Source organism: Thermomonas sp. HDW16 (assembly GCF_011302915.1).
Taxonomy (GTDB): Bacteria; Pseudomonadota; Gammaproteobacteria; order Xanthomonadales; family Xanthomonadaceae; genus Thermomonas.
Map to the genome: position 1 here is coordinate 1,464,847 of NZ_CP049872.1, position 21,375 is coordinate 1,486,221.

Annotated in this window: 26 protein-coding genes; 15 read left to right on the top strand and 11 right to left on the bottom strand. The window is 64.9% G+C overall.

Annotated features, from left to right (window positions below; genetic code table 11):
* The first annotated feature begins 12 nt into the window (after positions 1-12).
* Genes G7079_RS06770 through G7079_RS06780 form a run of 3 tightly spaced genes read left to right on the top strand, consistent with a single transcriptional unit; the run spans position 13 to position 1,297 of the window.
* A complete protein-coding gene (locus G7079_RS06770; RefSeq protein WP_304940801.1) occupies positions 13-507 on the top strand; it encodes a glutathione peroxidase in 495 nt (164 codons plus the stop codon).
* Complete coding sequence (locus tag G7079_RS06775; RefSeq protein WP_166056581.1) at positions 504-908, top strand: hypothetical protein; 405 nt, start codon at positions 504-506, stop codon at positions 906-908. The genes G7079_RS06770 and G7079_RS06775 overlap by 4 nt, the downstream gene beginning before the upstream one ends.
* Entirely contained in the window at positions 908-1,297 is a 390-nt protein-coding gene (locus G7079_RS06780; protein ID WP_166056582.1) for a hypothetical protein, read from the top strand. Before G7079_RS06775 ends, G7079_RS06780 begins: the two co-directional genes overlap by 1 nt.
* A 7-nt stretch (positions 1,298-1,304) precedes the next feature.
* Here G7079_RS06780 and G7079_RS06785 read toward each other — a convergent pair whose 3' ends face one another.
* Positions 1,305-2,114 (bottom strand): ferredoxin--NADP reductase, encoded by an 810-nt coding sequence (locus G7079_RS06785; protein ID WP_166056583.1) that lies wholly within the window; start codon positions 2,112-2,114, stop codon positions 1,305-1,307.
* Positions 2,115-2,221: 107 nt separating this feature from the next.
* Here G7079_RS06785 and G7079_RS06790 point away from each other — a divergent pair, with 107 nt between their 5' ends.
* Complete coding sequence (locus G7079_RS06790; protein ID WP_166056584.1) at positions 2,222-2,767, top strand: DUF488 domain-containing protein; 546 nt, start codon at positions 2,222-2,224, stop codon at positions 2,765-2,767.
* Between the two features lie 6 nt (positions 2,768-2,773).
* On the opposite strand, the gene G7079_RS06795 is transcribed toward G7079_RS06790, so the two are convergent.
* Positions 2,774-3,943 (bottom strand): PQQ-dependent sugar dehydrogenase, encoded by a 1,170-nt coding sequence (locus G7079_RS06795; RefSeq protein ID WP_166056585.1) that lies wholly within the window; start codon positions 3,941-3,943, stop codon positions 2,774-2,776.
* Between the two features lie 10 nt (positions 3,944-3,953).
* Complete coding sequence (locus G7079_RS06800; protein WP_166056586.1) at positions 3,954-5,807, bottom strand: ABC transporter ATP-binding protein; 1,854 nt, start codon at positions 5,805-5,807, stop codon at positions 3,954-3,956.
* Between the two features lie 83 nt (positions 5,808-5,890).
* Here G7079_RS06800 and G7079_RS06805 point away from each other — a divergent pair, with 83 nt between their 5' ends.
* Together G7079_RS06805 and G7079_RS06810 are read left to right on the top strand one after the other, a co-directional pair.
* A complete protein-coding gene (locus G7079_RS06805; protein ID WP_166056588.1) occupies positions 5,891-7,438 on the top strand; it encodes a fumarate hydratase in 1,548 nt (515 codons plus the stop codon).
* A complete protein-coding gene (locus tag G7079_RS06810) occupies positions 7,435-7,827 on the top strand; it encodes a hypothetical protein (RefSeq protein ID WP_166056589.1) in 393 nt (130 codons plus the stop codon). Before G7079_RS06805 ends, G7079_RS06810 begins: the two co-directional genes overlap by 4 nt.
* Positions 7,828-7,855: 28 nt before the next feature.
* On the opposite strand, the gene G7079_RS06815 is transcribed toward G7079_RS06810, so the two are convergent.
* The 4 genes from G7079_RS06815 to G7079_RS06830 form a co-directional block, all read right to left on the bottom strand.
* Complete coding sequence (locus tag G7079_RS06815; RefSeq protein ID WP_166056590.1) at positions 7,856-8,356, bottom strand: DUF456 domain-containing protein; 501 nt, start codon at positions 8,354-8,356, stop codon at positions 7,856-7,858.
* Positions 8,357-8,457: 101 nt separating this feature from the next.
* Positions 8,458-8,937: a glycine zipper 2TM domain-containing protein gene (locus G7079_RS06820; protein WP_166056591.1), complete on the bottom strand. Its 480-nt coding sequence runs from the start codon at positions 8,935-8,937 to the stop codon at positions 8,458-8,460.
* Positions 8,938-9,142: 205 nt separating this feature from the next.
* Positions 9,143-10,225, bottom strand: coding sequence for a M35 family metallo-endopeptidase (locus tag G7079_RS06825; protein ID WP_166056592.1), 1,083 nt, complete (start codon positions 10,223-10,225; stop codon positions 9,143-9,145).
* Positions 10,226-10,403: 178 nt separating this feature from the next.
* Positions 10,404-10,844 carry a cytochrome c gene (locus tag G7079_RS06830; RefSeq protein ID WP_166056593.1) on the bottom strand — a complete coding sequence of 147 codons (441 nt, stop codon included), beginning with the start codon at positions 10,842-10,844 and terminating at the stop codon, positions 10,404-10,406.
* 68 nt (positions 10,845-10,912) lie between these two features.
* Here G7079_RS06830 and G7079_RS06835 point away from each other — a divergent pair, with 68 nt between their 5' ends.
* On the top strand, positions 10,913-11,707 hold the full coding sequence (locus G7079_RS06835; RefSeq protein ID WP_166056594.1) for a tRNA threonylcarbamoyladenosine dehydratase: 795 nt from the start codon (positions 10,913-10,915) through the stop codon (positions 11,705-11,707).
* A 13-nt stretch (positions 11,708-11,720) separates the two neighbouring features.
* Here the strand turns inward: G7079_RS06835 and G7079_RS06840 are convergent, their stop codons facing one another.
* Together G7079_RS06840 and G7079_RS06845 are read right to left on the bottom strand one after the other, a co-directional pair.
* Positions 11,721-12,491, bottom strand: coding sequence for a TatD family hydrolase (locus G7079_RS06840; protein WP_166056595.1), 771 nt, complete (start codon positions 12,489-12,491; stop codon positions 11,721-11,723).
* A 14-nt stretch (positions 12,492-12,505) separates the two neighbouring features.
* Entirely contained in the window at positions 12,506-12,742 is a 237-nt protein-coding gene (locus G7079_RS06845) for a DUF6116 family protein (RefSeq protein WP_166056596.1), read from the bottom strand.
* Positions 12,743-12,908: 166 nt separating this feature from the next.
* Between G7079_RS06845 and G7079_RS06850 the strand changes: the two genes are divergently transcribed.
* The 5 genes from G7079_RS06850 to G7079_RS06865 all read left to right on the top strand — a co-directional run bounded on the left by G7079_RS06850 (position 12,909) and on the right by G7079_RS06865 (position 18,627).
* The gene (locus G7079_RS06850; RefSeq protein WP_166056597.1) at positions 12,909-13,724 is read left to right on the top strand and encodes a glycine zipper 2TM domain-containing protein; all 816 of its coding nucleotides are present in this window, start codon (positions 12,909-12,911) and stop codon (positions 13,722-13,724) included.
* A gap of 210 nt (positions 13,725-13,934) precedes the next feature.
* Positions 13,935-15,098, top strand: a complete 1,164-nt coding sequence (locus G7079_RS06855; RefSeq protein ID WP_166056598.1) for an acyl-CoA dehydrogenase family protein — start codon at positions 13,935-13,937, stop codon at positions 15,096-15,098.
* A gap of 18 nt (positions 15,099-15,116) precedes the next feature.
* Entirely contained in the window at positions 15,117-15,665 is a 549-nt protein-coding gene (locus tag G7079_RS13350) for a GNAT family N-acetyltransferase (protein WP_206203182.1), read from the top strand.
* Positions 15,635-16,303 (top strand): glutathione S-transferase family protein, encoded by a 669-nt coding sequence (locus G7079_RS06860; protein WP_206203183.1) that lies wholly within the window; start codon positions 15,635-15,637, stop codon positions 16,301-16,303. Before G7079_RS13350 ends, G7079_RS06860 begins: the two co-directional genes overlap by 31 nt.
* Before the next feature lie 35 nt (positions 16,304-16,338).
* Complete coding sequence (locus tag G7079_RS06865; RefSeq protein ID WP_166056599.1) at positions 16,339-18,627, top strand: thiamine pyrophosphate-dependent enzyme; 2,289 nt, start codon at positions 16,339-16,341, stop codon at positions 18,625-18,627.
* Between the two features lie 18 nt (positions 18,628-18,645).
* Here the strand turns inward: G7079_RS06865 and fdhD are convergent, their stop codons facing one another.
* Together fdhD and G7079_RS06875 are read right to left on the bottom strand one after the other, a co-directional pair.
* Positions 18,646-19,425, bottom strand: a complete 780-nt coding sequence (gene fdhD / locus G7079_RS06870) for a formate dehydrogenase accessory sulfurtransferase FdhD (protein ID WP_240906274.1) — start codon at positions 19,423-19,425, stop codon at positions 18,646-18,648.
* 17 nt (positions 19,426-19,442) lie between these two features.
* Positions 19,443-20,297 carry a folate-binding protein YgfZ gene (locus tag G7079_RS06875; protein WP_166056601.1) on the bottom strand — a complete coding sequence of 285 codons (855 nt, stop codon included), beginning with the start codon at positions 20,295-20,297 and terminating at the stop codon, positions 19,443-19,445.
* A gap of 27 nt (positions 20,298-20,324) precedes the next feature.
* On the opposite strand from G7079_RS06875, the gene G7079_RS06880 reads away from it, so the two are divergent.
* Genes G7079_RS06880 through sdhD form a run of 3 tightly spaced genes read left to right on the top strand, consistent with a single transcriptional unit; the run spans position 20,325 to position 21,373 of the window.
* Entirely contained in the window at positions 20,325-20,525 is a 201-nt protein-coding gene (locus G7079_RS06880) for a DUF1674 domain-containing protein (protein ID WP_240906135.1), read from the top strand.
* Positions 20,526-20,573: 48 nt separating this feature from the next.
* Entirely contained in the window at positions 20,574-20,984 is a 411-nt protein-coding gene (gene sdhC / locus G7079_RS06885; protein ID WP_166056602.1) for a succinate dehydrogenase, cytochrome b556 subunit, read from the top strand.
* Between the two features lie 2 nt (positions 20,985-20,986).
* Positions 20,987-21,373 (top strand): succinate dehydrogenase, hydrophobic membrane anchor protein, encoded by a 387-nt coding sequence (gene sdhD / locus G7079_RS06890; protein ID WP_166057870.1) that lies wholly within the window; start codon positions 20,987-20,989, stop codon positions 21,371-21,373.
* Positions 21,374-21,375 lie beyond the last annotated feature (2 nt).

The following is a 21,375-nucleotide window of genomic DNA, read 5'->3' on the forward strand; positions in this document are numbered from 1 at the left end:
CCGACGCCGCAGGTGCCCATGGCCACCACTGCCTACGATTTCGACGCCACTGCCCTGGACGGCAGCCCTCAACCGCTCTCCGATTGGCGCGGCAAGGTGCTGCTGATCGTCAACGTCGCCAGCAAATGCGGCTTCACCCCGCAATACGCCGGGCTGGAGAAGCTGTGGCGCGACTATGGCGACAAGGGATTGGTGGTGCTGGGCTTCCCCAGCGACCAGTTCGGCCACCAGGAGCCGGGCAATGCCGATGAAATCCGCAATTTCTGCTCGCTGACCTATGACGTGAGCTTCCCGATGTTCGCCAAGATCGACGTCAACGGTGCGCACGCGCATCCGCTGTGGACGTGGCTGAAGGACGAGAAGGGCGGCTTGCTGGGCTTCGATGGCATCAAGTGGAACTTCACCAAGTTCCTGGTCGGTCGCGATGGCCGGGTGATCAAGCGTTATGCGCCGACCGACAAGCCCGAATCCATCGCGCGCGACATCGAGAAGGCGCTGGCGGGATGACAGCGAAGGTCGTCGATGCATCCGACTATCGCCTCGAGTTCCACTACGAGGCACCGCGCCTGACCGCACGGATCGTTGGCGGACGCGATACCGGGCTGGCAGTGAGCAGCGCGTACTGGCTGCGCATCGCCGAAGAGCTGCGCGCCGCAGGTGCAAGCGAATTGCTGGTGATCGACGGCCTGCAGGGCGAAGTGATGACCAATGCGGACCTGGAACGGTTCTTCGCGTTGATCGACGGCAGCGGGCTGGACCGCGCGCGCATCGCCTACGTGGAAGCGCGGATGGACCAGATGCCGCGGATCGAATTCGCCGAGCTGATGGCGCGCGAACGCGGCTACACCATTCGCATGTTCGGCAACGAAACCGACGCCGCGATCTGGTTGCGGCACGGGATGGCTTGATGCCAGGGGCGGCGTTCCATATCGACTACAGCCGCGAAGGCGAGTTGCTGCGTGCGCACGTGACTGGCGTCAACGGCACGCTGGAAACCACGCTGGCTTACTGGACGGCGCTGGCGGCGGAGCTGCGGCTTGGCCAGGTGCCGAAGTCGTTGCTGGTGGTGGACGACATGGAAGGCGATCCGCCACCGCCGGAACAACTCGAGCAATTCGTGCAGGCGATGGTGGGGATGGGGTTCGAGGGCGTGCGCGTGGCCTATGTGGAAGCGCATGCGCAGCAGATCCCCGAAGTCGAGTACGGCGAGATCCTGGCGCGTGAGCGCGGTTTCGATGCACGAGTATTCGGCAGCGAAGCGGCCGCGCGAATCTGGTTGCGCCACGGCATCGCTTGAGCACGGATTATTTTTCGACGAACGCCCGTTCGAACACGTATTCCCCGGCGGTGCCGATGCGCGGCGATGCGGTGAAGCCGCGCGCATCCAGGATGCCGCGGAAATCGGCCAGCATCTGCGGGCTGCCGCAGATCATCGCGCGGTCGTGCTTCGCGTCCAGCGCGTCCAGCCCCAGTACCTTGGCGATGTGGCCGTTGTCCAGCTGGTCGGTGATGCGCCCGCGGTGGTTGCGCCCCGCGTGCACGAAATCCTCGCGTGAAACTGCCGGGTAGTACAGCAGGCGGTCGCGGATGGTCTCGCCCAGCAGTTCGTGGTTGGGCAGCTCGCGTTCGATGTAGTCGCGGTAGGCCAGGTCATCGGCACCGCGCACGCCGTGGCAGAGCACCACGCGCTCGAAGCGTTCGTAGGTTTCAGGGTCCTTGATGATCGCAAGCCAGGGCGCGAGGCCAGTGCCGGTGCCCAGCAAATACAGGTTCCGGCCCGGGTGCAGGTCCGACACGAGCAGGGTGCCGGTGGGCTTGCGCCCGATCAGGATCGAATCGCCCGGCTGGATGTGCTGCAGGCGGGAGGTCAGCGGGCCGTCCTGCACCTTGATGCTGAAGAACTCCAGTTGTTCTTCCCAGTTCGCGCTGGCGATCGAATACGCACGCATCAGCGGCTTGGTGGAGCCGTCCGCCTGCTCGACAGGCAAGCCGATCATCACGAACTGGCCGTTGTCGAAACGGAAGCCATCGTCGCGGGTGGTGGTGAAGCTGAAATAGGCGTCCGTCCAGTGACGAACGTCGAGCACCGTTTCGGTGCCGAAAGGGGAGGCCATGCGATGCGGGGAACTGCGGGGTAGGCGCACATTTTACGCGGCGCGACGGCGCGGCGCTTGATCCTGCGCAAATCGCCAAGCCGTCGGCGCGCGGGCATGATGGCGGCATGGCGGCACCCCTCGACACGCTGTGGACCATCGGTCATTCCACCCGGCCCTGGGAGGCGTTCGTGGCGATGTTGGTGGATGCCGGGATCGAAGTCCTGGCCGATGTGCGTCGCTTCGCCGGCTCCCGCCACAACCCGCAGTTTTCGCGCGATGCGATGCCACAGGCATTGGCCGAGGCCGGCATTCGCTACTGGCCGCTGCCGGCGATGGGCGGGCGACGCAAGCCGCTGCCGGATTCGCCCAATACCGCTTGGCGAGTGGAAGCGTTCCGTGCCTATGCCGATTACCTGGCCGATCCCGAATACATCGCCGCGCGCGAGGCGCTGATGGCCGCCGCGCGGGTCGAGCGCACCTGCGTGATGTGCGCAGAGGCCGTGTGGTGGCGTTGCCATCGACGGCTGATCGCCGATGATTTCGTCGCCCGCGGCTGGACGGTGCTGCATCTGATGGCGCCGGGCAAGACCGAGCCACACAAGCTCAATCCGGATGCGGTGATGGTGGATGGCGTGTTGCGCTATCCGGGGCCGCAGGCCGGCTTGCTGTAGGGCGACCTATTTCGAGGTGGCGGGCGGCACCAGCCGCAGCAGCTGGCCGTCGTCCTCGTCGGTGAGTACGTAGACATTGCCGTCGGCGCCGACCCGCACATCGCGGATGCGCTTGCCGAGATCATTGAGCAGGCGTTCCTCGGACACGATGCGATCGCCGTCCAGCGTGAGCCGGATCAGGTTGCGATCGGCCAGTGCGCCCAGGAACAGGCTGTTGTTCCAGGCGCTGCCGGTGTGGCCGGTGTAGAAGTCCATGCCGGACAGGCCGGGCGACTTCTCCCACACGTGGTAGGGCGCTTCCATGCCCGGCTTGGTTTCGCCTACCGCCTCGGGAATCTTCAGGCCGGAGTAGTTGATGCCGTTGGTGATGACGGGCCATCCGTAGTTCTTGCCGGCCTGCGGCAGGTTGATCTCGTCGCCACCGCGCGGGCCGTGCTCGCTCTGCCACAGGGTGCCGGTGCGTGGATCCACTGCCATGCCCTGCATGTTGCGATGGCCATAGCTCCAGATCGCCTTGCGTACGCCAACGCCGCTGGCGAAGGGGTTATCGGCGGGCTGGGAGCCATCGATGTTGAGGCGTACCAGCTTGCCCTGCAGCACTTCCAGGTCCTGCGCCAGCGGGCGTTGGTTGCGCTCGCCCTGGCTGATGAACACGTGCCCCTTGCCATCGAAGGCGATGCGCGAACCGAAATGGTTGCCGCCTTCCAGCTTCGGCAGTTGCCGGTAGATCACCTGCACGTCGCTCAGCGCGGAGGCAGCAAGCGTGGCGGTGGCGACGGCGGTTCCTGCGGTGTCGCCATCGCCGGGTTCGGCGAAGCTCAACCAGATGCGCTTGTTGTTGGCGTAATCCGGATCGAGTACCACATCGAGCAAGCCGCCCTGGCCTTGTGCGAACACCTTCGGCACGCCGGCGATGGGCGCGGACAGCGTGCCGTCGGCGGCGATGCGGCGCAGCCGGCCGGGGCGCTCGGTGACCAGGAAGCCGCCTTCCGGCAGCAGCGCGAGCGACCACGGATGTTCAAGGTCTGACACGATGGCCTCGATGCGCATTTCGCCGGTTTCAGTGGCTTGCGTTTGCGCGGCCGGCTTGGCGTTGGGCGATTGCGCAGGTTGCGCGCATGCACTCAGCGCGAACGGCAGGGCGATGCAAAACACGAGCGTGGAAGTGTGGCGCATATCGATCTCCTCAGCGGTAACCGGCCGCCTGCAATTCGAACAGTTCGGCGTAGCGTCCGCCTTGTGCCATCAGCTGGGCATGCGTGCCGCTGGCCTCGACCTTGCCATCGGCCAGCACCAGGATGCGGTCGGCCATGCGCACGCTGCTGAAACGGTGGCTGATCAGCACCGCAGTCTTGTTGTCGGACAGTTCCTTGAAGCGTTCGAATACCTCGAATTCGCTGCGCGCATCCAGCGCGGCGGTGGGTTCGTCCAGGATCATCACCTGCGCATTGCGCATGTAAGCCCGCGCAATCGCGATTTTCTGCCACTGCCCGCCGGACAGATCCACGCCATCCTTGAAGCGACGGCCGATGACCTGGTCGTAGCCCCTCGGCAGCGAGGCGACGACTTCCTCCGCCATGCCCTTGCGTGCGGCGCGTTCGACACGCTCGCGGTCGTCCATCGCATCGATCTGGCCCACGCCGATGTTCTCCGCCGCGGTCAGGTGGTAGCGCACGAAGTCCTGGAAGATCACCCCGATATTCGCGCGCAGGTCGTCAAGGTCGTAATCCTTGAGGTCGCGGCCATCGAGCAGGATGCGGCCCTCGTCCGGGTCGTACAGCCGCGCCAGCAACTTCACCAGGGTGGTCTTGCCAGCACCGTTCTCGCCGACCAGCGCCAGAACTTCACCGGCGTGCAACTCGAAGCTCAGTCCACGCAGCGCCCAGCGTTCCGCACCTTCATAGCGGAAGCCGACGTTGTCGAACACGAAGCCGCTGCGGATCGGGTTGGGTATCGGCAATGCATCCGGCTTCGAGGCGATTTCAGGCTTCACCTCGAAGAACGAATACAGGTCGTCCAGATACAAGGCTTGGCTCGCCACCTGCGAGAACCCGGTCAGCAGGCTTTCCAGCAATTGCCGCAGGCGGCGGAAACTGCCGGCGAGGAAGGTCAAATCGCCGATGGTGAAATCGCCGCGCACGGTGCGCCAGGCGATGTAGGCATAGGCCACGTAATAGCCCAGCGTGCCCAGCGCGGCGAGCAGGGTGCCCCAGAACGCGCGCCGTCCGGCCAGCTTGCGGTTGGCCTCGAAGAACTTCTGCGACAGCGTGCGGAAGCGTTCGATGAAGAAGCGATTGAGGTTGAAGATCTTGACCTCTTTCGCGGTCTCCACGCTGGCGCCCATCTGTCGCAGGTATTCCAGCTGGCGGCGCTCCGGCGTCCACTGGAAATTCAACGAATAGTTCAATGCGTTGAAGTGCGATTCGCCGACGAAGGCTGGGATCAGCGCGACGGCCAGCAGTACCATCAGCCACGGCGCATAGGCCAGCAGGCCGGCGGCGAAGCTGATCACGGTGATCACGTCCTGTGCCTGGCCGAACAACTGGCCCATCAGGCTCATCCGGCCCATCGTTTGCCGGCGTGCGCGATCCAGCTTGTCCTGCAGGTCGGCGTCCTCGAAATCCTCCAGGTCCAGCGTGGCCGCGTGTTCCATCAGGCGGATGCTGGTGGCGTTGGTGAATTTCTCCGACAGCACCGAATCCACGTAACTCACCAGCCGGCCCAGCAGGTCGGAGCCGATCGCCAGCGCGAATTCGATGCCGAGCAGGGCGATCAGGTGGTTGAGTGCGCCGGACCGCCAGGCGGCCTGCAGTTCATGTGCCACGCCCAGGCCGATCAGGCGCACGGCCTCGTCGATGATCAGCTTGCCGATGTACAGGGTGATGATCGGCAGGAAGGCGCGGATCAGACGAATGCCGATGGCGGCAATGGTCAGCGGCTTGCTGGTGCCCCAGATCTCGCGCAGGAACGGCGGGATATTGCGCATCGCGCTGAAGCGCTGGCGCAGGTTGAGTTGGGCTGTAGGCAGGGGTGGGGGCATCGGCTCAGTCTGCGGAACAGTGCGTGCGGTACAGGTGAATGCGGCAAGGTCGTAAAATAGCCGTTTCCGCCCCGCGTATCGCCATGACCGACCGCAACGCCGTTTCGATCAAGCAGGAAGACCTGATCCAGTCCATCGCCGATGGCCTGCAATACATCAGCTACTACCACCCGGTCGACTACATCAAGAGCTTGTCCGCCGCCTACGAGCGCGAGGCATCGCCGGCGGCGAAGGACGCCATCGCGCAGATCCTGATCAATTCGCGGATGTGCGCCGAAGGCCACCGGCCGATCTGCCAGGACACCGGCATCGTGACCGTGTTCCTCGAGATCGGCATGGACGTGCGCTGGGACGACGCCACCATGGGCGTCGAGGACATGGTCCACGAAGGCGTACGTCGCGCCTACAACCACCCGGACAACAAGCTGCGCGCCAGCGTGCTGGCCGATCCGGCGGGCAAGCGCACCAACACCAAGGACAACACGCCGGGCGTGGTCAACGTGAAGATCGTGCCCGGCAACACGGTGGACGTGATCGTCGCCGCCAAGGGTGGCGGTTCGGAAGCCAAGTCCAAGTTCGCGATGCTCAATCCGTCCGATTCCATCGTCGACTGGGTGCTGAAGACCGTGCCCACGATGGGCGCCGGCTGGTGCCCGCCGGGCATGCTCGGCATCGGCATCGGCGGTACCGCCGAGAAGGCGATGCTGTTGGCGAAGGAATCGCTGATGGAAGCCATCGACATCACCGAGCTGCAGCAGCGCGGCGCTTCCAATCGCGCGGAAGAGCTGCGGCTCGAGTTGTACGAAAAGGTCAACGCGCTGGGCATCGGCGCACAGGGCCTGGGTGGCCTGACCACGGTGCTCGACATCAAGGTCAAGGATTACCCGACTCACGCGGCCAACCTGCCGGTGGCGATGATCCCGAACTGCGCGGCGACCCGCCACGCGCATTTCACCCTCGACGGCAGCGGCCCGGTGATGTTGGAGCCGCCGTCGCTGGAAGACTGGCCGCAGCTGACCTACAACCCGCAGAACGCGCGCCGGGTTGATCTTGATACGGTCACCAAGGAAGACGTGGCCAGCTGGAAGCCGGGTGAAGTGCTGTTGCTCAACGGCAAGCTGCTGACCGGCCGCGACGCTGCGCACAAGCGCATGGTGGGAATGCTCAATCGCGGCGAAGAATTGCCGGTCGATCTGCGCGGCAAGTTCATCTACTACGTGGGCCCGGTCGATCCGGTGCGCGATGAAGTCGTCGGCCCCGCCGGCCCGACCACGGCCACCCGCATGGACAAGTTCACCGAACAGGTGCTGGCGCAGACGGGCCTGATGGGCATGGTCGGCAAGGCCGAACGCGGCCCGGTCGCGATCGAAGCCATCAAGCAGCACCAGTCTGCCTATCTGATGGCGGTCGGTGGCGCGGCCTACCTGGTGTCGAAGGCGATCAAGGCGGCCAAGGTGGTCGGTTTCGCCGACCTCGGCATGGAGGCGATCTACGAATTCACGGTCAAGGACATGCCGGTGACCGTGGCGGTGGATTCGACCGGTGAATCCGTGCACCAGACTGGCCCGCGTGAGTGGCAGGCGCGGATTTCCAGCGGAATGCTCGGCAAGATCCCGGTGGTCATCACATGACCAATACCCGGGTCGTCAACGGGCCTGGCTTCCGCATCTGTTTCGATGACGAGCCGGATTACCTGCGCGCCTATGTGTTCGACGGCACCGATTCGTTGGAAGTGTCGTGCGTGATGTGGCACATGCTAGGCGAGGAATGCCGCGCGGTGTCGGCGCGCCGCCTGCTGGTGCTCGAGGATCTGCTGTCGAGCGTGGACCACGCGGAGATCGAGCGGGTGGTGGACGCCAGCACGGCTGCGGTGGGCGATGTCCGTACCGCCTTCGTCGAATTACGCGACGACATCCAGGGTAGCGAGCTGGGCGAAACCATGTGCCTCGAACGCGGGATGGCGGTGCGCACGTTCTCCAACGAAACCGAAGCGCGGCGCTGGCTGATCTACGGGGACTGACGGCAGGCTTGGCGAGTGCCGTAGGCGCTCACAGCCACCACGCCAATGCAAACAGGCCCAGCATCGTGAACGCCAGCCCGAGCTTCAGCGCCACGCCGAGCAGGATGCCTAGCCAGGTGCCGACCCCGATCTTGGCGGCATCCCCCAGGTGTGCCTTGTCCAGGCTGCGTCGATGCAGCAATTCGCCGGTCAATGCGCCGACGAAGGGACCGAGCACCACGCCGACCGGACCGAGGAACACGCCGCCGAGCGTGCCGAGCATCGCCCCGACGACCGCCTTGCGGCTGGCACCAACCCGCTTGGCGCCCAATGCGGTGGCCCAGAAATCGATCGCCAGCGACAGCAGGGTAAGCAAGCCCAGCAACACCAGTACCCAGATCGGCACGTGGTTGAAACCGTCGCTCCAAGCCGCGACCAGCATGCCCACGAACACCAACGGAAGGCCGGGTAGGGCTGGCAGCACGGTGCCGACCAGACCGATTAGGATCATCGCCGTAGCGATCAGGTAGTAGAGCGTCTTCGGATCCATGTGCGCCTGCCCCGATGCGAGCCCGCATTCTGACCTAGCTGCAGGCGAAAAAACGGCCCGCGATGCGGGCCGTTCACGTAGAAAGGAAAGGGTTGCCGGGCTCAACGCTGGTAAGCGCGCCCGTTGACCACGCGCACCGAGGAGCCCACGCGGATCGGGCCCAGGTCGTCCTGCATGGCCACTACTTCCTGTCCGCTGTTGAGCCGGACGTAGATGTTGTAGCCAGTACCGGCGCGATTCTGGATGGCGTTACCGATGACCGCTCCTGCCGCGGCACCTGCCACGGTGGCGGTGTTCTGGCGACCTTCGCTGTCGGTACGATCTTTGGCGACTTCGCGTGCCGCGGCTGCGCCGATCAGACCGCCGACGACGGCGCCGGTGGCATTCGGCGCACGACTGCCCACGCCGGTCTCGATGCGGGTCACGGTGCCGCAGTCATAGCAGTTCGCGCTGGCACCACCTCCGTACGAGCCGCCATTGGAATAGCCGGGATTGGTGCTGGCACAGCCGGTGCCCATGGCCAATGCAGCGGCCAGCGCCGCGATGCCAAGCAAACGCAGGTTGTTCGCGCGAATCGTCATGTGGAGTCCTTGGGTTGCCTTGGGGGGAGGCCGGGGCAACTGCCCTCGACATCCAGACCATAGGTAGCAGCGGATGAACTGGGGCATGACACAGCGGCTTCGCCGCCGTTCCGGCTCATTGATGGTTCACATAGCTGGGATGGATCCCGAAAAAACAGACGGCCCGCGAAGCGGGCCGTCTGGTGTTGCGTTGGAATGTGTCCGTTCAGTTCTGGGAGGGCGTGTTCTCGGCGAAGTACTCATGGCTGTCGGCGTTGTTCAGCGCGCCGTTCGGGTCGGTGATCGCCAGGTTCTTGGCGCCAGCCTGGCCATAGACCACGTCATCGGTGCCGGCCACCACGTTGAAGTGGCTCATCTCGTGAACCAGGGTGCCGGCCTTGGAGTCGGTACCGGTGGTCGACGCGCTCCAGAATGCGCGGCAGACGAAGATCTCGTACGGCTTGGTCGGATAGACGTAGGCGTAGTAGCTCTGGTTGCAGCCGCAGTTGATCTTGACCTTGTCGCCGGTCTGATCCATCGCGCTGTCAATCGATGCGAAGTGCTGGTTGGCGGTGTTGTAGCGGCTGGAGGTGTAGGCGCCGAACCAGGTGGTGTAGCGCGGGCCCTGGTTGTTGCCGGCGAGGTAGCCCTTCGCGTTTTCCGTATAGCTGCGCGCAGCGTTGATCGCACTGCCGATGCCGGTGATCTGGGTAGCCGAACAACCCACGGTGGCGACGCCGTTGATACTGGTGCCGCCGGTGCCGCCGCCCGGCTTGCCCTTGCCCTTGGTCGGGTTGGGCAGTTTGCCCGTGGCATACATGCGCAGCGGCGCACTGCCCAAGGTCAACGGTGCGCCGCGCGTGGTTTTCAGCATGCTGCCGTCGGACATCGAGGCGAACTGCATGGAAGAGGCTAGGTTGATGGTGTACGTGCCGCTCTTGCGCATGTCGTAGCTGTCGGCCAGCTGGATCACGCTGCGATAGCTCTGGCCTGGGCGCAGGATCGCGAAGTCGGAGGCGGAAGGCAGGCCGCGCTTGATCATCGGGCCTTCGTAGGCCACCTGCGCACCATCGCGGTTCACGTTGAACAGCTTGGCCTGCAGTTCGCCCAGCGGCAGCTGGTACTTCGGCACGCGCGCGATCTTGTTGCTGGTATTGGTCAGGACGACTTCGATGCCGCCGTTGCCGGTGGCGTACATGCTGACGCGCAATGGGTTGTTGCGGGTGATCGGCGCAGCGGCGGTAGCGGCGGCAATGGCGCCGGCAAGCAAGGTGGTGCCAGCGAGGGCACGGACAAGCGTGGCTTTCATTCAATTCCCCGATTGATGTACTGGAGCGGCAAGTCCGCGCGAGCGGATGACCGACATTAATCGTGAAATAGTTCACACGCATTTTGCAGCGCAGCAATCCATGACCGAACAAGGAAAAAGGCCGCAATTGCGGCCTTTCACCATGCTCGGGGATCGATCCAGGCAAGTCCCGCGCTGGTCAGTTGCGGAAGTCCTGATGGCAGCCCTTGCAGGTCTCGCCGATCTCCTTGATCGTCGCGCCCAGGCCTTCGCAGGTCAACGGCGGATTGGACACGGACTTGTCCATTGCCGCACGCATGGCGGTACTAGCGGTGGTGAAGCGCTGGTCGTCGCGCAGGTCGGGGAAGGCGGCTTCAAGATCATTGGAGGTCATGCGCAGTGCCTGCAGGTGCGGCAGCACATCGGTGGCATTGCAGTGATGCTGTTCCATGTCGGTCTTCAACTGCCCCATGTGCCATTGCTGCACATGCATCAGCGATTCTGGGAAGTGATCCTTGCGCGCCTGGATCGCACGCAGCGCCATCACGGTTGCCACCGCGCCAAGCACCAGGCCAAGGATGAGCAGGAACAGGTAGCGGCCGAAGTTGGATGGGCGACGGTTCGGGTCGACGTTGGACATGCGGCACCTGACATGGCTGGAAGGCTGATGAGACGATAACACGCAGTCCGACCAGTAAACTTGCATATATGGACAAGGCGCTACGCGAACGTTTTGGCGGCATTGATCGGTTGTATGGCAGCGGTGCATTGACGCGCTTCGCCGCCAGTCACGTCACGGTGGTCGGCATCGGTGGGGTGGGCTCCTGGGCGGTGGAAGCGCTGGCGCGCAGCGGCATCGGCAAGTTGACCCTGGTCGATGCCGACGATCTGTGCGTGTCGAATACCAACCGCCAGTTGCCGGCGTTGGAAGGCCAGTACGGGCGGGCCAAGGTCGAGGCGATGGCGGAACGCTGCCGCGCGATCAATCCCGCCATCGAGCTCGACCTGAAGCAGCAGTTCCTGACGCCCTCGAACATGGGTGAGTTGCTGGATGCGCCGGGCGACATGGTGCTGGACGCCTGCGACAGCTTCCGCACCAAGGTGGAAGCGATCGCTTATTGCCGCCGCCGCAAGCAGCCCATCGTTACCGTCGGTTCCGCTGGCGGGCGCAGCGACGTGACCCAGATCCGCGTGCGCGACCTGTCGCGCACGGAGCACGATGCGATGCTCTCGCTGATCCGCAAGAAGCTGCGCGGCGAGTTCAATTTTCCGAAGAACCACGATCGCTACTTCGGCGTGCCGGCGGTGTATTCGCTGGAGAACGTGCGCTATCCGCAGGCTGATGGCAGCGTGTGCGGCGTGCGTCCGCAGCTGGGCAAGGACGATGCGTTGAAACTGGACTGTGGCGCGGGCCTGGGTGCGGCCACGCATGTGACCGGCGCGTTCGCATTCGCGGCGGTAGGCAAGGTGCTGGAGATGTTGCTCAAGCCGAAGCGGGCCTGATTCTTGCGGCGCATCACGATATGGATAGTCCGAACAAGCGTTCCGCATTCGCGGTAGTGGCCGCGGCTACGTCCTCTGGTGACGCGCCGCGCAACTCTGCAACAACTTCAAGCACCTTGGTCAGGTACGCAGGCTCGTTGCGTTCACCACGATGGCCACTGTCGGGTTGATCGGGGGCATCGGTTTCAAGCAGCAATTGCCCCAGTGGCATCGTTGCGACGATGCCACGCAGCCGGTTTGCCCGGTCGTACGTCACCGGGCCACCGATGCCGAGCAGGAAACCGAGTTTGTACAGCTGCGTGGCTTGCTCGGCGCTGCCGGAAAAGCTGTGCACCACGCCGCGCAAGCCGCCGATCTTGCGGATCGAGGCGATCACCGCATCCACCGCGCGCCGCGCGTGCACGATCACCGGCAAGTCGAATTCGCGGGCGAGTTGAAGTTGCGCATCGAAGTAGAACTGCTGCGCATCGGCATCCAGTCCTTCGACGAAATGATCCAGTCCGCATTCGCCGACCGCCGTCGGCTGCTCGCGCTCGATCCAGTCGCGCAGCTCGCGCAGGTGCTCCGGCCTGTGTTCGGCCAGGTACATCGGGTGCAGGCCGTAAGCGGGATGCAAGCCGGGAGATTCCGCGCAGACGGCTTTCAGCTTCGGCCAGCCGGCGGCGTCGACGGCGGGGACGACCTGGACATCGACGCCGGCAGCGCGCGCACGCGCCAATGCGGCGTTGCGATCCGCATCGAACCCGGGCGCATCGAAATGGCTGTGGCTATCGACAAGTCGCATGCGACGAACGCAGGTCAGCGCCGGTTGGCTTCGCCGTCGATGGGCGGCTTGCCCGATGCCGCAGGTTCCTTGCGCTTCTTCCAGTTCGCCAGCAGCAGGGTGCCGAGCCCGAGCAGCAATTCGTCCGCGAACGGGACCAGATCCGGGGTCACCACGTCCACCGCGAACAGCGCCGCCGTGAGCATGAACAGGCGCGGGTAGCTCAGCTTGCCGAGGAAGCCGAGCAACGGGGCGAGCAGGGGATTGGCCATGGCAAACGGCATCGAGGGTGGACTAGCGCAAACGCTAGCATGCACATGGCGTGCACGTACGTGAACGCTTCCATTCGCATGCCGTGAAACTCCCGAACGATTCAGTTTCGAAATGCTGCAATCCGTGTCGTCAGGGGGGATCCACAGTCCATTGCAGGAGCACGACATGAAGAACAATACACTCGCCATCGCGCTCGCAGCGCTGCTGGTTGGCGGCGTGGCCACCGCGGGTTACATCAACAACCGCGACAACGCGCGCAACACGAATGCACCCAGTGATGTCGCCGGGGCGCACTTTGCCGATGCCAACGGCGAGCCACTGCCGATGGACGGCGCGATCCCGGCATCAGGCCGCCTGGACTATGCCGATGTCGTCGGCGTGGAACCGGTGGTCGAACGCGAAAAGCTCTATGCAACGGTGATCGGCACCGATCCTGTGCGTGAATCCAGCACCACCTCCACTCCGCAGCAGGTTTGCGAAGACGTGGTGGTGGCCGAGCGCATGCCGGAACGCGACGGCAACGTCGGCGGTACCGTGGCCGGTGCGGTGATCGGCGGCCTGGTCGGCAATCAAGTTGGCGGCGGCAACGGACGCAAGCTCGCGACCGTGGGTGGCGCCGTGGCCGGCGGCTATATCGGCAATCGCGTGGATCGTCGCCATGTAGGCGGCCAGGTGGTGAATCGCACCGATCGCCGCTGCCGCACGGTCAACAACACATCCACCAGTTCGCGCACCGTCGCCTGGAACGTGACCTACCGCAATCCGGACGGCACCACCGGCAGCATGCGTACCGAGTCCAAGCCCGGCAGCCGCATCGCACTGGGTGAGGGCAGCAAGACGGTGGGCTATGACGTGACCTATCGTCTTGATGGAGAAAACCACACCGTGCGCATGGACCAGCAGCCGGGTGCGCGCCTGCCGGTGATCGACGGCCAGGTGGTGACCCAAGTGGCCTCGGCTGCAGGCAACCCGAACGGTTGATCGCGGGCTGTACCAACCGCGTGATGCCCCACGGCGGGGCCGGAGTGATCCGGTCCCGCCATCTTTTTTGCCGAGTGGCTACCGCCGGCGAATTGCAGGGCTTCCCGACAAAGGCTGCGCACTTCGAAGGGCTCTGTTGCGCATATCGCAGGTGCCGAATGTGCGCCTTGCGCGATTACAATGGCGGTTTGCCAAACCGACCGCGCTGACATGGCCCTGCATCCCTACGATCTGTACGACGTCCGTTCCCTGCTGACCGAAGAAGAACGCGCGGTGCAGGACACCGTGGCCCGCTTCACCGACGAGCGCGTACTGCCGATCATCGGCGACGCCTTCGATGAAGGCCGTTTCCCCAAGGAACTGGTGCCGGAAATCGCCGAACTCGGCCTGCTGGGCTCCACCCTGCCGGAAAAATACGGCTGCGCTGGCCTCAATGCAGTCAGCTACGGCCTGATCTGCCAGGAACTGGAGCGCGGTGATTCCGGCATCCGCAGCTTCGTGTCCGTGCAGAGCTCGTTGTGCATGTATCCGATTTACGCCTACGGCAACGAAGAACAGCGCATGCGCTGGCTGCCGGACATGGCCGCCGGCAAGGTGATCGGCTGCTTCGGTCTGACCGAACCGCATGGCGGTTCCGACCCGGCCAACATGAAGACCCGCGCCGTCCGTGATGGCGACGACTGGGTGATCAACGGCTCCAAGATGTGGATCACCAACGGCAGCGTGGCCGATATCGCCATCGTCTGGGCGCAGACCGAAGACGGCATCCAGGGCTTCGTGCTGGAGAAGGGCATGGCCGGCTTCAGCACCCAGCTGATCAAGCACAAGATGAGCCTGCGCGCCTCGGTCACCAGCGCGTTGTTCTTCGACAACGTGCGCGTGCCGGACGCCAACCGCCTGCCCAACGTGAAGGGCCTGAAGGGCCCGCTGGGCTGCCTGACCCAGGCGCGTTATGGCATCACTTGGGGTCCGATCGGCGCGGCTGTGGCCTGCCTGTCCGAAGCGGTGGACTACACCAAGGAACGCATCCTGTTCGGTCGCCCGGTGGCGGCGACGCAGAGCGCGCAGATCAAGATGGCCGAGATGGCCCGCCGCATCACCTTGGCGCAGCTGCTGTCGCTGCAGCTGGGTCGGCTGAAGGATGCCGGCACCATGCAGCCGCAGCAGGTCAGCCTGGCGAAGTGGAACAACTGCCGCATGGCCATCGACATCGCCCGCGAATGCCGCGACCTGCTGGGCGGCGCCGGCATCACCACCGAACATTCGGCGATCCGCCACGCACTGAACCTGGAATCGGTCATTACCTACGAAGGCACGGAAACCGTGCACCAGCTGGTGATCGGCCGTGAGCTGACCGGCATCAACGCGTTCTGACCTGAAGGGAACCGGGGCATGGACTTCGGCCCGATACTGGAAACCAAGCGCCTGATCCTGCGCGTGCCGCAGGCGGGCGATTTCGAGCGTTATGCCGAAGTGCTCGGAAACGAGGACGCCGCGCGCTACATCGGCGGCATCCAGCCGCGCGCTGCGGCATGGCGGCGTTTCCTGCAGATGCCCGGCGCGTGGGTGGTGCAGGGCTTCGGCATGTTTTCGGTGGTCGAGAAATCCAGCGGCCGCTGGCTGGGCCAAGCTGGTCCATGGAAGCCGGATGGCTGGCCGGGCAACGAGGTTGGCTGGACCTTCCATCCCGACACGTGGGGGAATGGCTATGCGACCGAAGCCGCGGTTGCCGCCATCGACTGGGCGTTCGCCAACCTGGGTTGGGACGATGTGATTCATTGCATCGATCCGGGCAATGTTCCCTCGCAGGCGCTCGCGCAGCGGTTGGGTTCGCGCAACCTGGGCGCGGTGAAGCTGCCGCCGCCGTTCGAAGACGCGCTATCGGACGCCTGGGGCCAAACCCGCGCCGAATGGGCCGAGAACCGGAAACGCTTCGCATGATCACGGTCTACGGTTTCTCGCCTTCCGGCAATTGCCACAAGGTGAAGTTGTTGCTTGAGCAGCTCGGGCGCGACTACAACTGGATCGAAACCAACAGCGCGATTGGCGAAACGCGTACGCCGGCGTTCCTGGACAAGAACCCGAACGGGCGCGTGCCGATCATCGAGCTGGACGACGGCCGGGTCCTCGCCGAATCCAACGCGATCCTGTGCTGGCTGGCCGAAGGTACGGCCTTTTTGCCTGCCGATTCGTGGCAGAAGGCGCAGGCGCTGAGCTGGCTGTTCTTCGAGCAGTACAGCCACGAACCCTACATCGCCGTTGCCCGTTTCATCTGCGGCTGGACGCCGGGCGATTCGCCGCGCCGCGCCGACCTGCCGAAGCTGCGCGAGCGCGGCCACGCGGCACTAGCGGTGATGGAGAAACATCTCGCCTCGAACCCGTGGTTCACCGGCGCCGCATACGGCATCGCCGATATCGCGCTGTATGCCTATACCTGCGTCGCCCCGCATGGCGGCATCGCGCTGGACGCGTATCCGGCGTTGCGCGATTGGCTTGCGCGGGTCGAGGCAACCTCCAGTTTCGTGCCGCCGCCCGCGCCGGATGCGCAGGCGCAGGCCTTGATCGACCAATCTTCCTGATCCACATCGCGGCACGCCCGCACGACGGAAACCACATGTTCGCCAGCATTCCCAACCCGATCCCCGCCCGCATGAAGGGTCTCAACCGCGCCGAGATCTGCGACGTCAATTTCAGCGAGCTCGTGAAGGGCTGGGATGGTCGTGCCGATGCGAAGCCGGCGCCGAACGAGCCCATCCTGGACGGCAGCGCGCTGGACGCACAGGGTTTCCGCGAACTGTTCGAATCGCAGCTGATCTCGCGCCATCTGGACTTGATGGCGCGCGTGCTGCGCGTGCAGAACAAGGTCTTCTACACCATCGGTTCGTCCGGCCACGAAGGCAATGCGATGGTTGCGCGCGCCGCGCGCCACACCGATCCGGCCTTCCTGCATTATCGCAGCGGCGGCTTCATGGCGGAGCGCTTCCGCAAGCTGCCGGGCATGGATCCGATCATGGATTCGGCGCTGTCGTTCGCGGCAAGCGCGGAAGACCCGGCATCGGGCGGCCGCCATAAGGTGTGGGGCAGCAAGCCGCTGTGGGTGTTGCCGCAGACCTCGACGATCGCCTCGCACCTGCCGAAGGCGCTGGGTACGGCAGTCGCGATCGAAGCCGCACGCCGCATCGGCCACCAGTTGCCGATCCCCGACGATTCCATCGCGATCTGTTCCTTCGGTGATGCCTCGGCCAATCACGCCACCGCGCAGACCGCGTTCAACGCGGCCAGCTGGACGGCCTACCAGAAGCTGCCGGCACCGGTGCTGTACGTGTGCGAGGACAACGGCATCGGTATTTCGGTGAAGACCCCGACTGGCTGGATCGGCGAGAGCTTCCGCAACCGTCCCGACCTCGATTATTACTTCGCCGATGGCCTCGACCTGGCGAACGGGTACGGCGACGTGCTGCGCGCAGTCGAGCATTGCCGTCGCACCCGCCGCCCGACCTTCCTGCACCTGCGTACCACCCGCATCATGGGCCACGCCGGCACCGACTTCGAGATCGAGTGGCGCAGCATCGAGGAACTGGTGAAGGTCGAATCCGGCGATCCGTTGCTGCGTTCCGCGCAGATCGCGCTGGAATCCGGGTTGATGTCGAAGGACGAGATAATCGCCCTGTACGAGGACACCCGCCGCAAGTGCTTCGCTGCGGCGGAAGACGCGGACCAGCGCCCACGCATCGAGACGCTGGAGCACGTGATGCGCCCGTTGGCGCCGTACACGCCGGACAAGGTGCAGGCAGAAGCCACGCGCATGCCCCCGGCGGACGCACGCATCAAGGCGTTCGGAAGCGAGGACAAGTTGCCGGAGAAACAGGTGCCGAAGCACCTCGCCATCCAGATCAACCAGGCCTTGCACGACCTGTTCGCCAAGTACCCGGAGACGCTGCTGTTCGGCGAGGACGTGGCGCAGAAGGGCGGCGTGTACACGGTGACCAAGGGCCTGCACAAGGCGTTCGGCAACAAGCGCGTGTTCAACACCTTGCTCGATGAAACGATGATACTGGGCATGGCCCAGGGCTTCGCCAACATGGGCATGCTGCCGATCCCGGAGATCCAATACCTGGCTTACCTGCACAACGCCATCGACCAGATCCGCGGCGAGGCGGCCAGCCTGCAGTTCTTCAGCAACGATCAGTTCCGCAACCCGATGGTGGTGCGCATCGCCGGCCTGGGCTACCAGCGCGGCTTCGGCGGGCATTTCCACAACGACAACTCGATGACCGCGTTGCGCGACATCCCGGGCCTGGTGGTTGGCTGCGCGTCGCGCGGCGACGATGCGGCGATGATGCTGCGCACGCTGGCGGCCTTGTCGAAGGTCGATGGCCGGGTCAGCGTGTTCCTGGAGCCCATCGCGCTGTACATGACGAAAGACTTGTACGAAGCCGGCGACGGCCTGTGGCTGACCGAATATCCCGCGCCCGACCAGGCGCTGGTGCTGGGCGAGGAACGCGTCTACAACCCGGATGCGGCCGACTGCGTGATCTTCAGCTTCGGCAATGGCATGCCGATGAGCCTGCGTGCCGCGCGCGAAATCGAAAAGAAGCATGGCTGGAAAGTGCGCGTGGTCGATCTGCGCTGGCTGGTGCCGCTGAACGAATCGGCCATCGCCAAACATGCCGGCGAATGCGCGCGCATCCTGGTGGTGGATGAAGGCCGCCACAGCGCCGGCATCGGCGAGGGCGTGATCACCGCGATCACCGAAGCCGGCCATGGCGGCAAGCCGCTGAAGCGCGTGGTCGGCGCGGATACCTATACGCCGCTGGCCGGCGCCGCGTTCCTGGTGATCCCGAAGGACGAGGACATCATCGCGGCGGCGGACGTGCTGGCGAAGGAAAACAAGCGCAAGTAACGCGTTGCGCGAGGTTGGTCAGCGCAGCAGCCGCTGCGGGTGCGCGTACACGCTGCAATGGCCATCGCGGGCGAAACCGATCAGGCACAGGCTGGCCGATCCGGCCACCGCGATCGCCAGCGTGGTCGGTGCCGAAATCGCCGCCAGCAGCGGGATGCCGGCTTGCGCGGTCTTCATCGCCAATTCGTAGCTGGCGCGGCTGGTGACGATGGCGAAGCCGTTGCCGGCATCGATTCCGGCGCTCGCCATGCCGCCGATCAGCTTGTCCAGCGCGTTGTGGCGGCCCACGTCTTCGCGCACCAACAGCAATTCGCCTTCGCCATCGGCGAAGCCGGCCGCGTGTGTTGCGCCAGTCGCGGCATTCAAGGGCTGTCGTGCGTGCAGGGCGGCGAGGGCGCGATGCAGGGCGGCTTCGTCGATGCTTGTCGTGCTTTCGATGCGCGGCGGTGTGCGCAATGCCGATTCGATATCCGCACTGCCGCAAACGCCGCAGCCACCGTAGCCGGGCAGGTTGCGGCCGCGATTCGCCAATGCCTCCGCGCGTGTCTCTGGCACCGTCATGCGGATGGCGATGCCGTCCAGTGATTCCTCGAAGACATCGATGCGCAGCTCGCCGGCATCCGCGATCAACGCTTCGCTCAGCGAGAAGCCGAGGGCGAGGTCGGCCAGGTCGCAGGGCGTCGCCATCAATACGGCGAAGGAGGTGCCGTTGTAGTGCAGGGCGACCGGGATTTCGTCGGCAACCTGATCCTGCGCATCGTTCGTCCCGGCGGTCGAGCGGCGTTGCAGTGTGCGCAGGCTGGCGCCTTCGCGGCTCACCGTTGCAGGCCACCCAGCAAGGGGCGCGGGGTGAGCGCGGTTTCGCCGACCGTCAGCGACGCGGTGTCGGCATCCAACGGCATCACCGCGAGCGCCAAGCTGCCCGCCGTGCTGACGATACTGCCGATGGCGCGTTCGTCAGCGCGTACCTCGCTGCCGGCTTCGAAGGGCGTGGCGGACTCGAACAGCGCCAGCCCGCGTTTCACCTGGCCCAGGAAGTGCGTCCGCGCCACGATTTCCTGCCCGGGATAGCAGCCCTTTTTCACGCTGAAAGCTTTGAGCCGATCCAGCGACAGCTGCTGCGGCGTCCATGCTTCGACCTGTGCGTCGCGGAGGCGGGGCAGGCCGTAGGCGAGATCGGCGGCGTTCCAGCGGGCGGCAGCCTCTTCGTTTTCAGGTGCCGGTACGTAACTGATCTGCAGGCAGCGTGGGCCACCTTCGCCGCCCATATCCAGTTCGACTTCGCCTTCTTCGAATACGGCGAAACTCGCGCCAGTCGCTTTGTATGGGGCGTCAAAACTGCCGACACTGCACATATCCATCGGCTTCAGCGTGACTTTGCTGCGAAATACATAGCGCTGCAGCTGCGTGGCCAGGTCGCGGGACAGGACATCCGGCAGGACCAGCCAGAGCTTCTCGGCATCGAACCGCAACAGCGCAAACAGGGCGATTACCCGGCCTTTCGGGGTCAGCCAGCCGTTCCACTGCCATTGGCCGTCGGCCAATGCGGCGACGTCATTCATGAACTGCGCCTGCGCGAAGGCCACGGCATCGCGGCCTTCCAGGGCCAGTACGTCGTGGCCCGGAAGGTTGAATTCCAGTGCGGATGCGGCTTGCGGGTTGTGGGACATGGGGGCGGGACTTAAACTTGCAGGGTTGTGAATGCGTCGATCATAGGCCAAACCCCTTCCAGCCCCGAGCCTGCCGAGGCCGCGGTTCCGAACCCGGAACCCGCGTCGAAGCCGGCCTCGCAGCCTGAGCCCGCCATCGAGCACGCGCTCGAAATCGGTGGACGCGGCGGCCTCGAGCCGACCCGCTACGGCGACTGGGAAAAGAACGGCCGCTGCATCGACTTCTGATCCATCGCCACGCGGCGCAAGCCGCCCAGCCCGGAGAGCACAGCGCCCATGGCTGCTCCTGATTCGCCTCGTCGCGAACGTCCGTTGTCACCGCACCTGCAGGTCTACAAGTGGCAGGTCCAGATGGTCACGTCGATCCTGCATCGCGCCACCGGCATGGCACTCGCCGTCGGCATGCTGGCGATGGTCTGGGGCCTCTCGGCCCTGGCTGCCGGCCCGGAGCGCTGGGAAGCGTTCGCCGCCTGCGTCGGCTCGCCGTTCGGCAAGATCGTCCTGTTTGGTTTCAGCTGGGCACTGGCCTACCACCTGGTCAACGGTCTTCGCCATCTGATACAGGATGCAGGGCATGGTTGGTCGATCCCGGAATTCGTTCGCAGCAGCTGGGTCTCGATCATCGGCAGCGTGGTGCTGGTCGTCGTCGTCTGGGGCATCGTACTGATGCGTTGGGGGCAAGGGTGAGCATGCAACCGGATTTCCGGACGCCGCTGAAACGCGCCATCGGCTTGGGTTCGGCGAAGGAAGGCACGGGCCACTTCATGTGGCAGCGGATCACCGCGATCGCGCTGGCCTTGTGCGGCCTCTATCTGATCGGGCTGCTGTTCGGCATCGCGGGTGCCGAGTACCCCATCGCCCGCGCCATCGTGGCGGATCCGCTCAATGCCATGATCCTCATCGCTTTCTTGGTCGCCGCGTTCTGGCACGCCAAGCTGGGTCTGCAGGTGATCATCGAGGATTACGTGCACACGCCGCTGCTGGGTGGCATCGCCCACCTCGCCAATATCTTCGTCTGCGCCTTGGCGGCCATCGCCGGCGTGCTCGCGATCGTCCGCATCGCGCTCGGGAGCTGATC

Coding starts and splice junctions, on each gene's coding strand:
- sdhC (WP_166056602.1), top strand. CDS start 20,574: ATGGCTGCTCCTGATTCGCCTCGTCGCGAACGTCCGTTGTCACCGCAC.
- sdhD (WP_166057870.1), top strand. CDS start 20,987: ATGCAACCGGATTTCCGGACGCCGCTGAAACGCGCCATCGGCTTGGGT.
- G7079_RS06780 (WP_166056582.1), top strand. CDS start 908: ATGCCAGGGGCGGCGTTCCATATCGACTACAGCCGCGAAGGCGAGTTG.
- G7079_RS06820 (WP_166056591.1), bottom strand. CDS start 8,937: ATGACGATTCGCGCGAACAACCTGCGTTTGCTTGGCATCGCGGCGCTG.
- G7079_RS06840 (WP_166056595.1), bottom strand. CDS start 12,491: ATGCGACTTGTCGATAGCCACAGCCATTTCGATGCGCCCGGGTTCGAT.
- G7079_RS06845 (WP_166056596.1), bottom strand. CDS start 12,742: ATGGCCAATCCCCTGCTCGCCCCGTTGCTCGGCTTCCTCGGCAAGCTG.
- G7079_RS06875 (WP_166056601.1), bottom strand. CDS start 20,297: ATGTCCCACAACCCGCAAGCCGCATCCGCACTGGAATTCAACCTTCCG.
- G7079_RS06790 (WP_166056584.1), top strand. CDS start 2,222: ATGGCGGCACCCCTCGACACGCTGTGGACCATCGGTCATTCCACCCGG.
- G7079_RS06810 (WP_166056589.1), top strand. CDS start 7,435: ATGACCAATACCCGGGTCGTCAACGGGCCTGGCTTCCGCATCTGTTTC.
- G7079_RS06835 (WP_166056594.1), top strand. CDS start 10,913: ATGGACAAGGCGCTACGCGAACGTTTTGGCGGCATTGATCGGTTGTAT.
- G7079_RS06855 (WP_166056598.1), top strand. CDS start 13,935: ATGGCCCTGCATCCCTACGATCTGTACGACGTCCGTTCCCTGCTGACC.
- G7079_RS06830 (WP_166056593.1), bottom strand. CDS start 10,844: ATGTCCAACGTCGACCCGAACCGTCGCCCATCCAACTTCGGCCGCTAC.
- G7079_RS06800 (WP_166056586.1), bottom strand. CDS start 5,807: ATGCCCCCACCCCTGCCTACAGCCCAACTCAACCTGCGCCAGCGCTTC.
- G7079_RS06850 (WP_166056597.1), top strand. CDS start 12,909: ATGAAGAACAATACACTCGCCATCGCGCTCGCAGCGCTGCTGGTTGGC.
- G7079_RS13350 (WP_206203182.1), top strand. CDS start 15,117: ATGGACTTCGGCCCGATACTGGAAACCAAGCGCCTGATCCTGCGCGTG.
- G7079_RS06795 (WP_166056585.1), bottom strand. CDS start 3,943: ATGCGCCACACTTCCACGCTCGTGTTTTGCATCGCCCTGCCGTTCGCG.
- G7079_RS06785 (WP_166056583.1), bottom strand. CDS start 2,114: ATGGCCTCCCCTTTCGGCACCGAAACGGTGCTCGACGTTCGTCACTGG.
- G7079_RS06775 (WP_166056581.1), top strand. CDS start 504: ATGACAGCGAAGGTCGTCGATGCATCCGACTATCGCCTCGAGTTCCAC.
- G7079_RS06865 (WP_166056599.1), top strand. CDS start 16,339: ATGTTCGCCAGCATTCCCAACCCGATCCCCGCCCGCATGAAGGGTCTC.
- G7079_RS06805 (WP_166056588.1), top strand. CDS start 5,891: ATGACCGACCGCAACGCCGTTTCGATCAAGCAGGAAGACCTGATCCAG.
- G7079_RS06825 (WP_166056592.1), bottom strand. CDS start 10,225: ATGAAAGCCACGCTTGTCCGTGCCCTCGCTGGCACCACCTTGCTTGCC.
- G7079_RS06860 (WP_206203183.1), top strand. CDS start 15,635: ATGGGCCGAGAACCGGAAACGCTTCGCATGATCACGGTCTACGGTTTC.
- G7079_RS06815 (WP_166056590.1), bottom strand. CDS start 8,356: ATGGATCCGAAGACGCTCTACTACCTGATCGCTACGGCGATGATCCTA.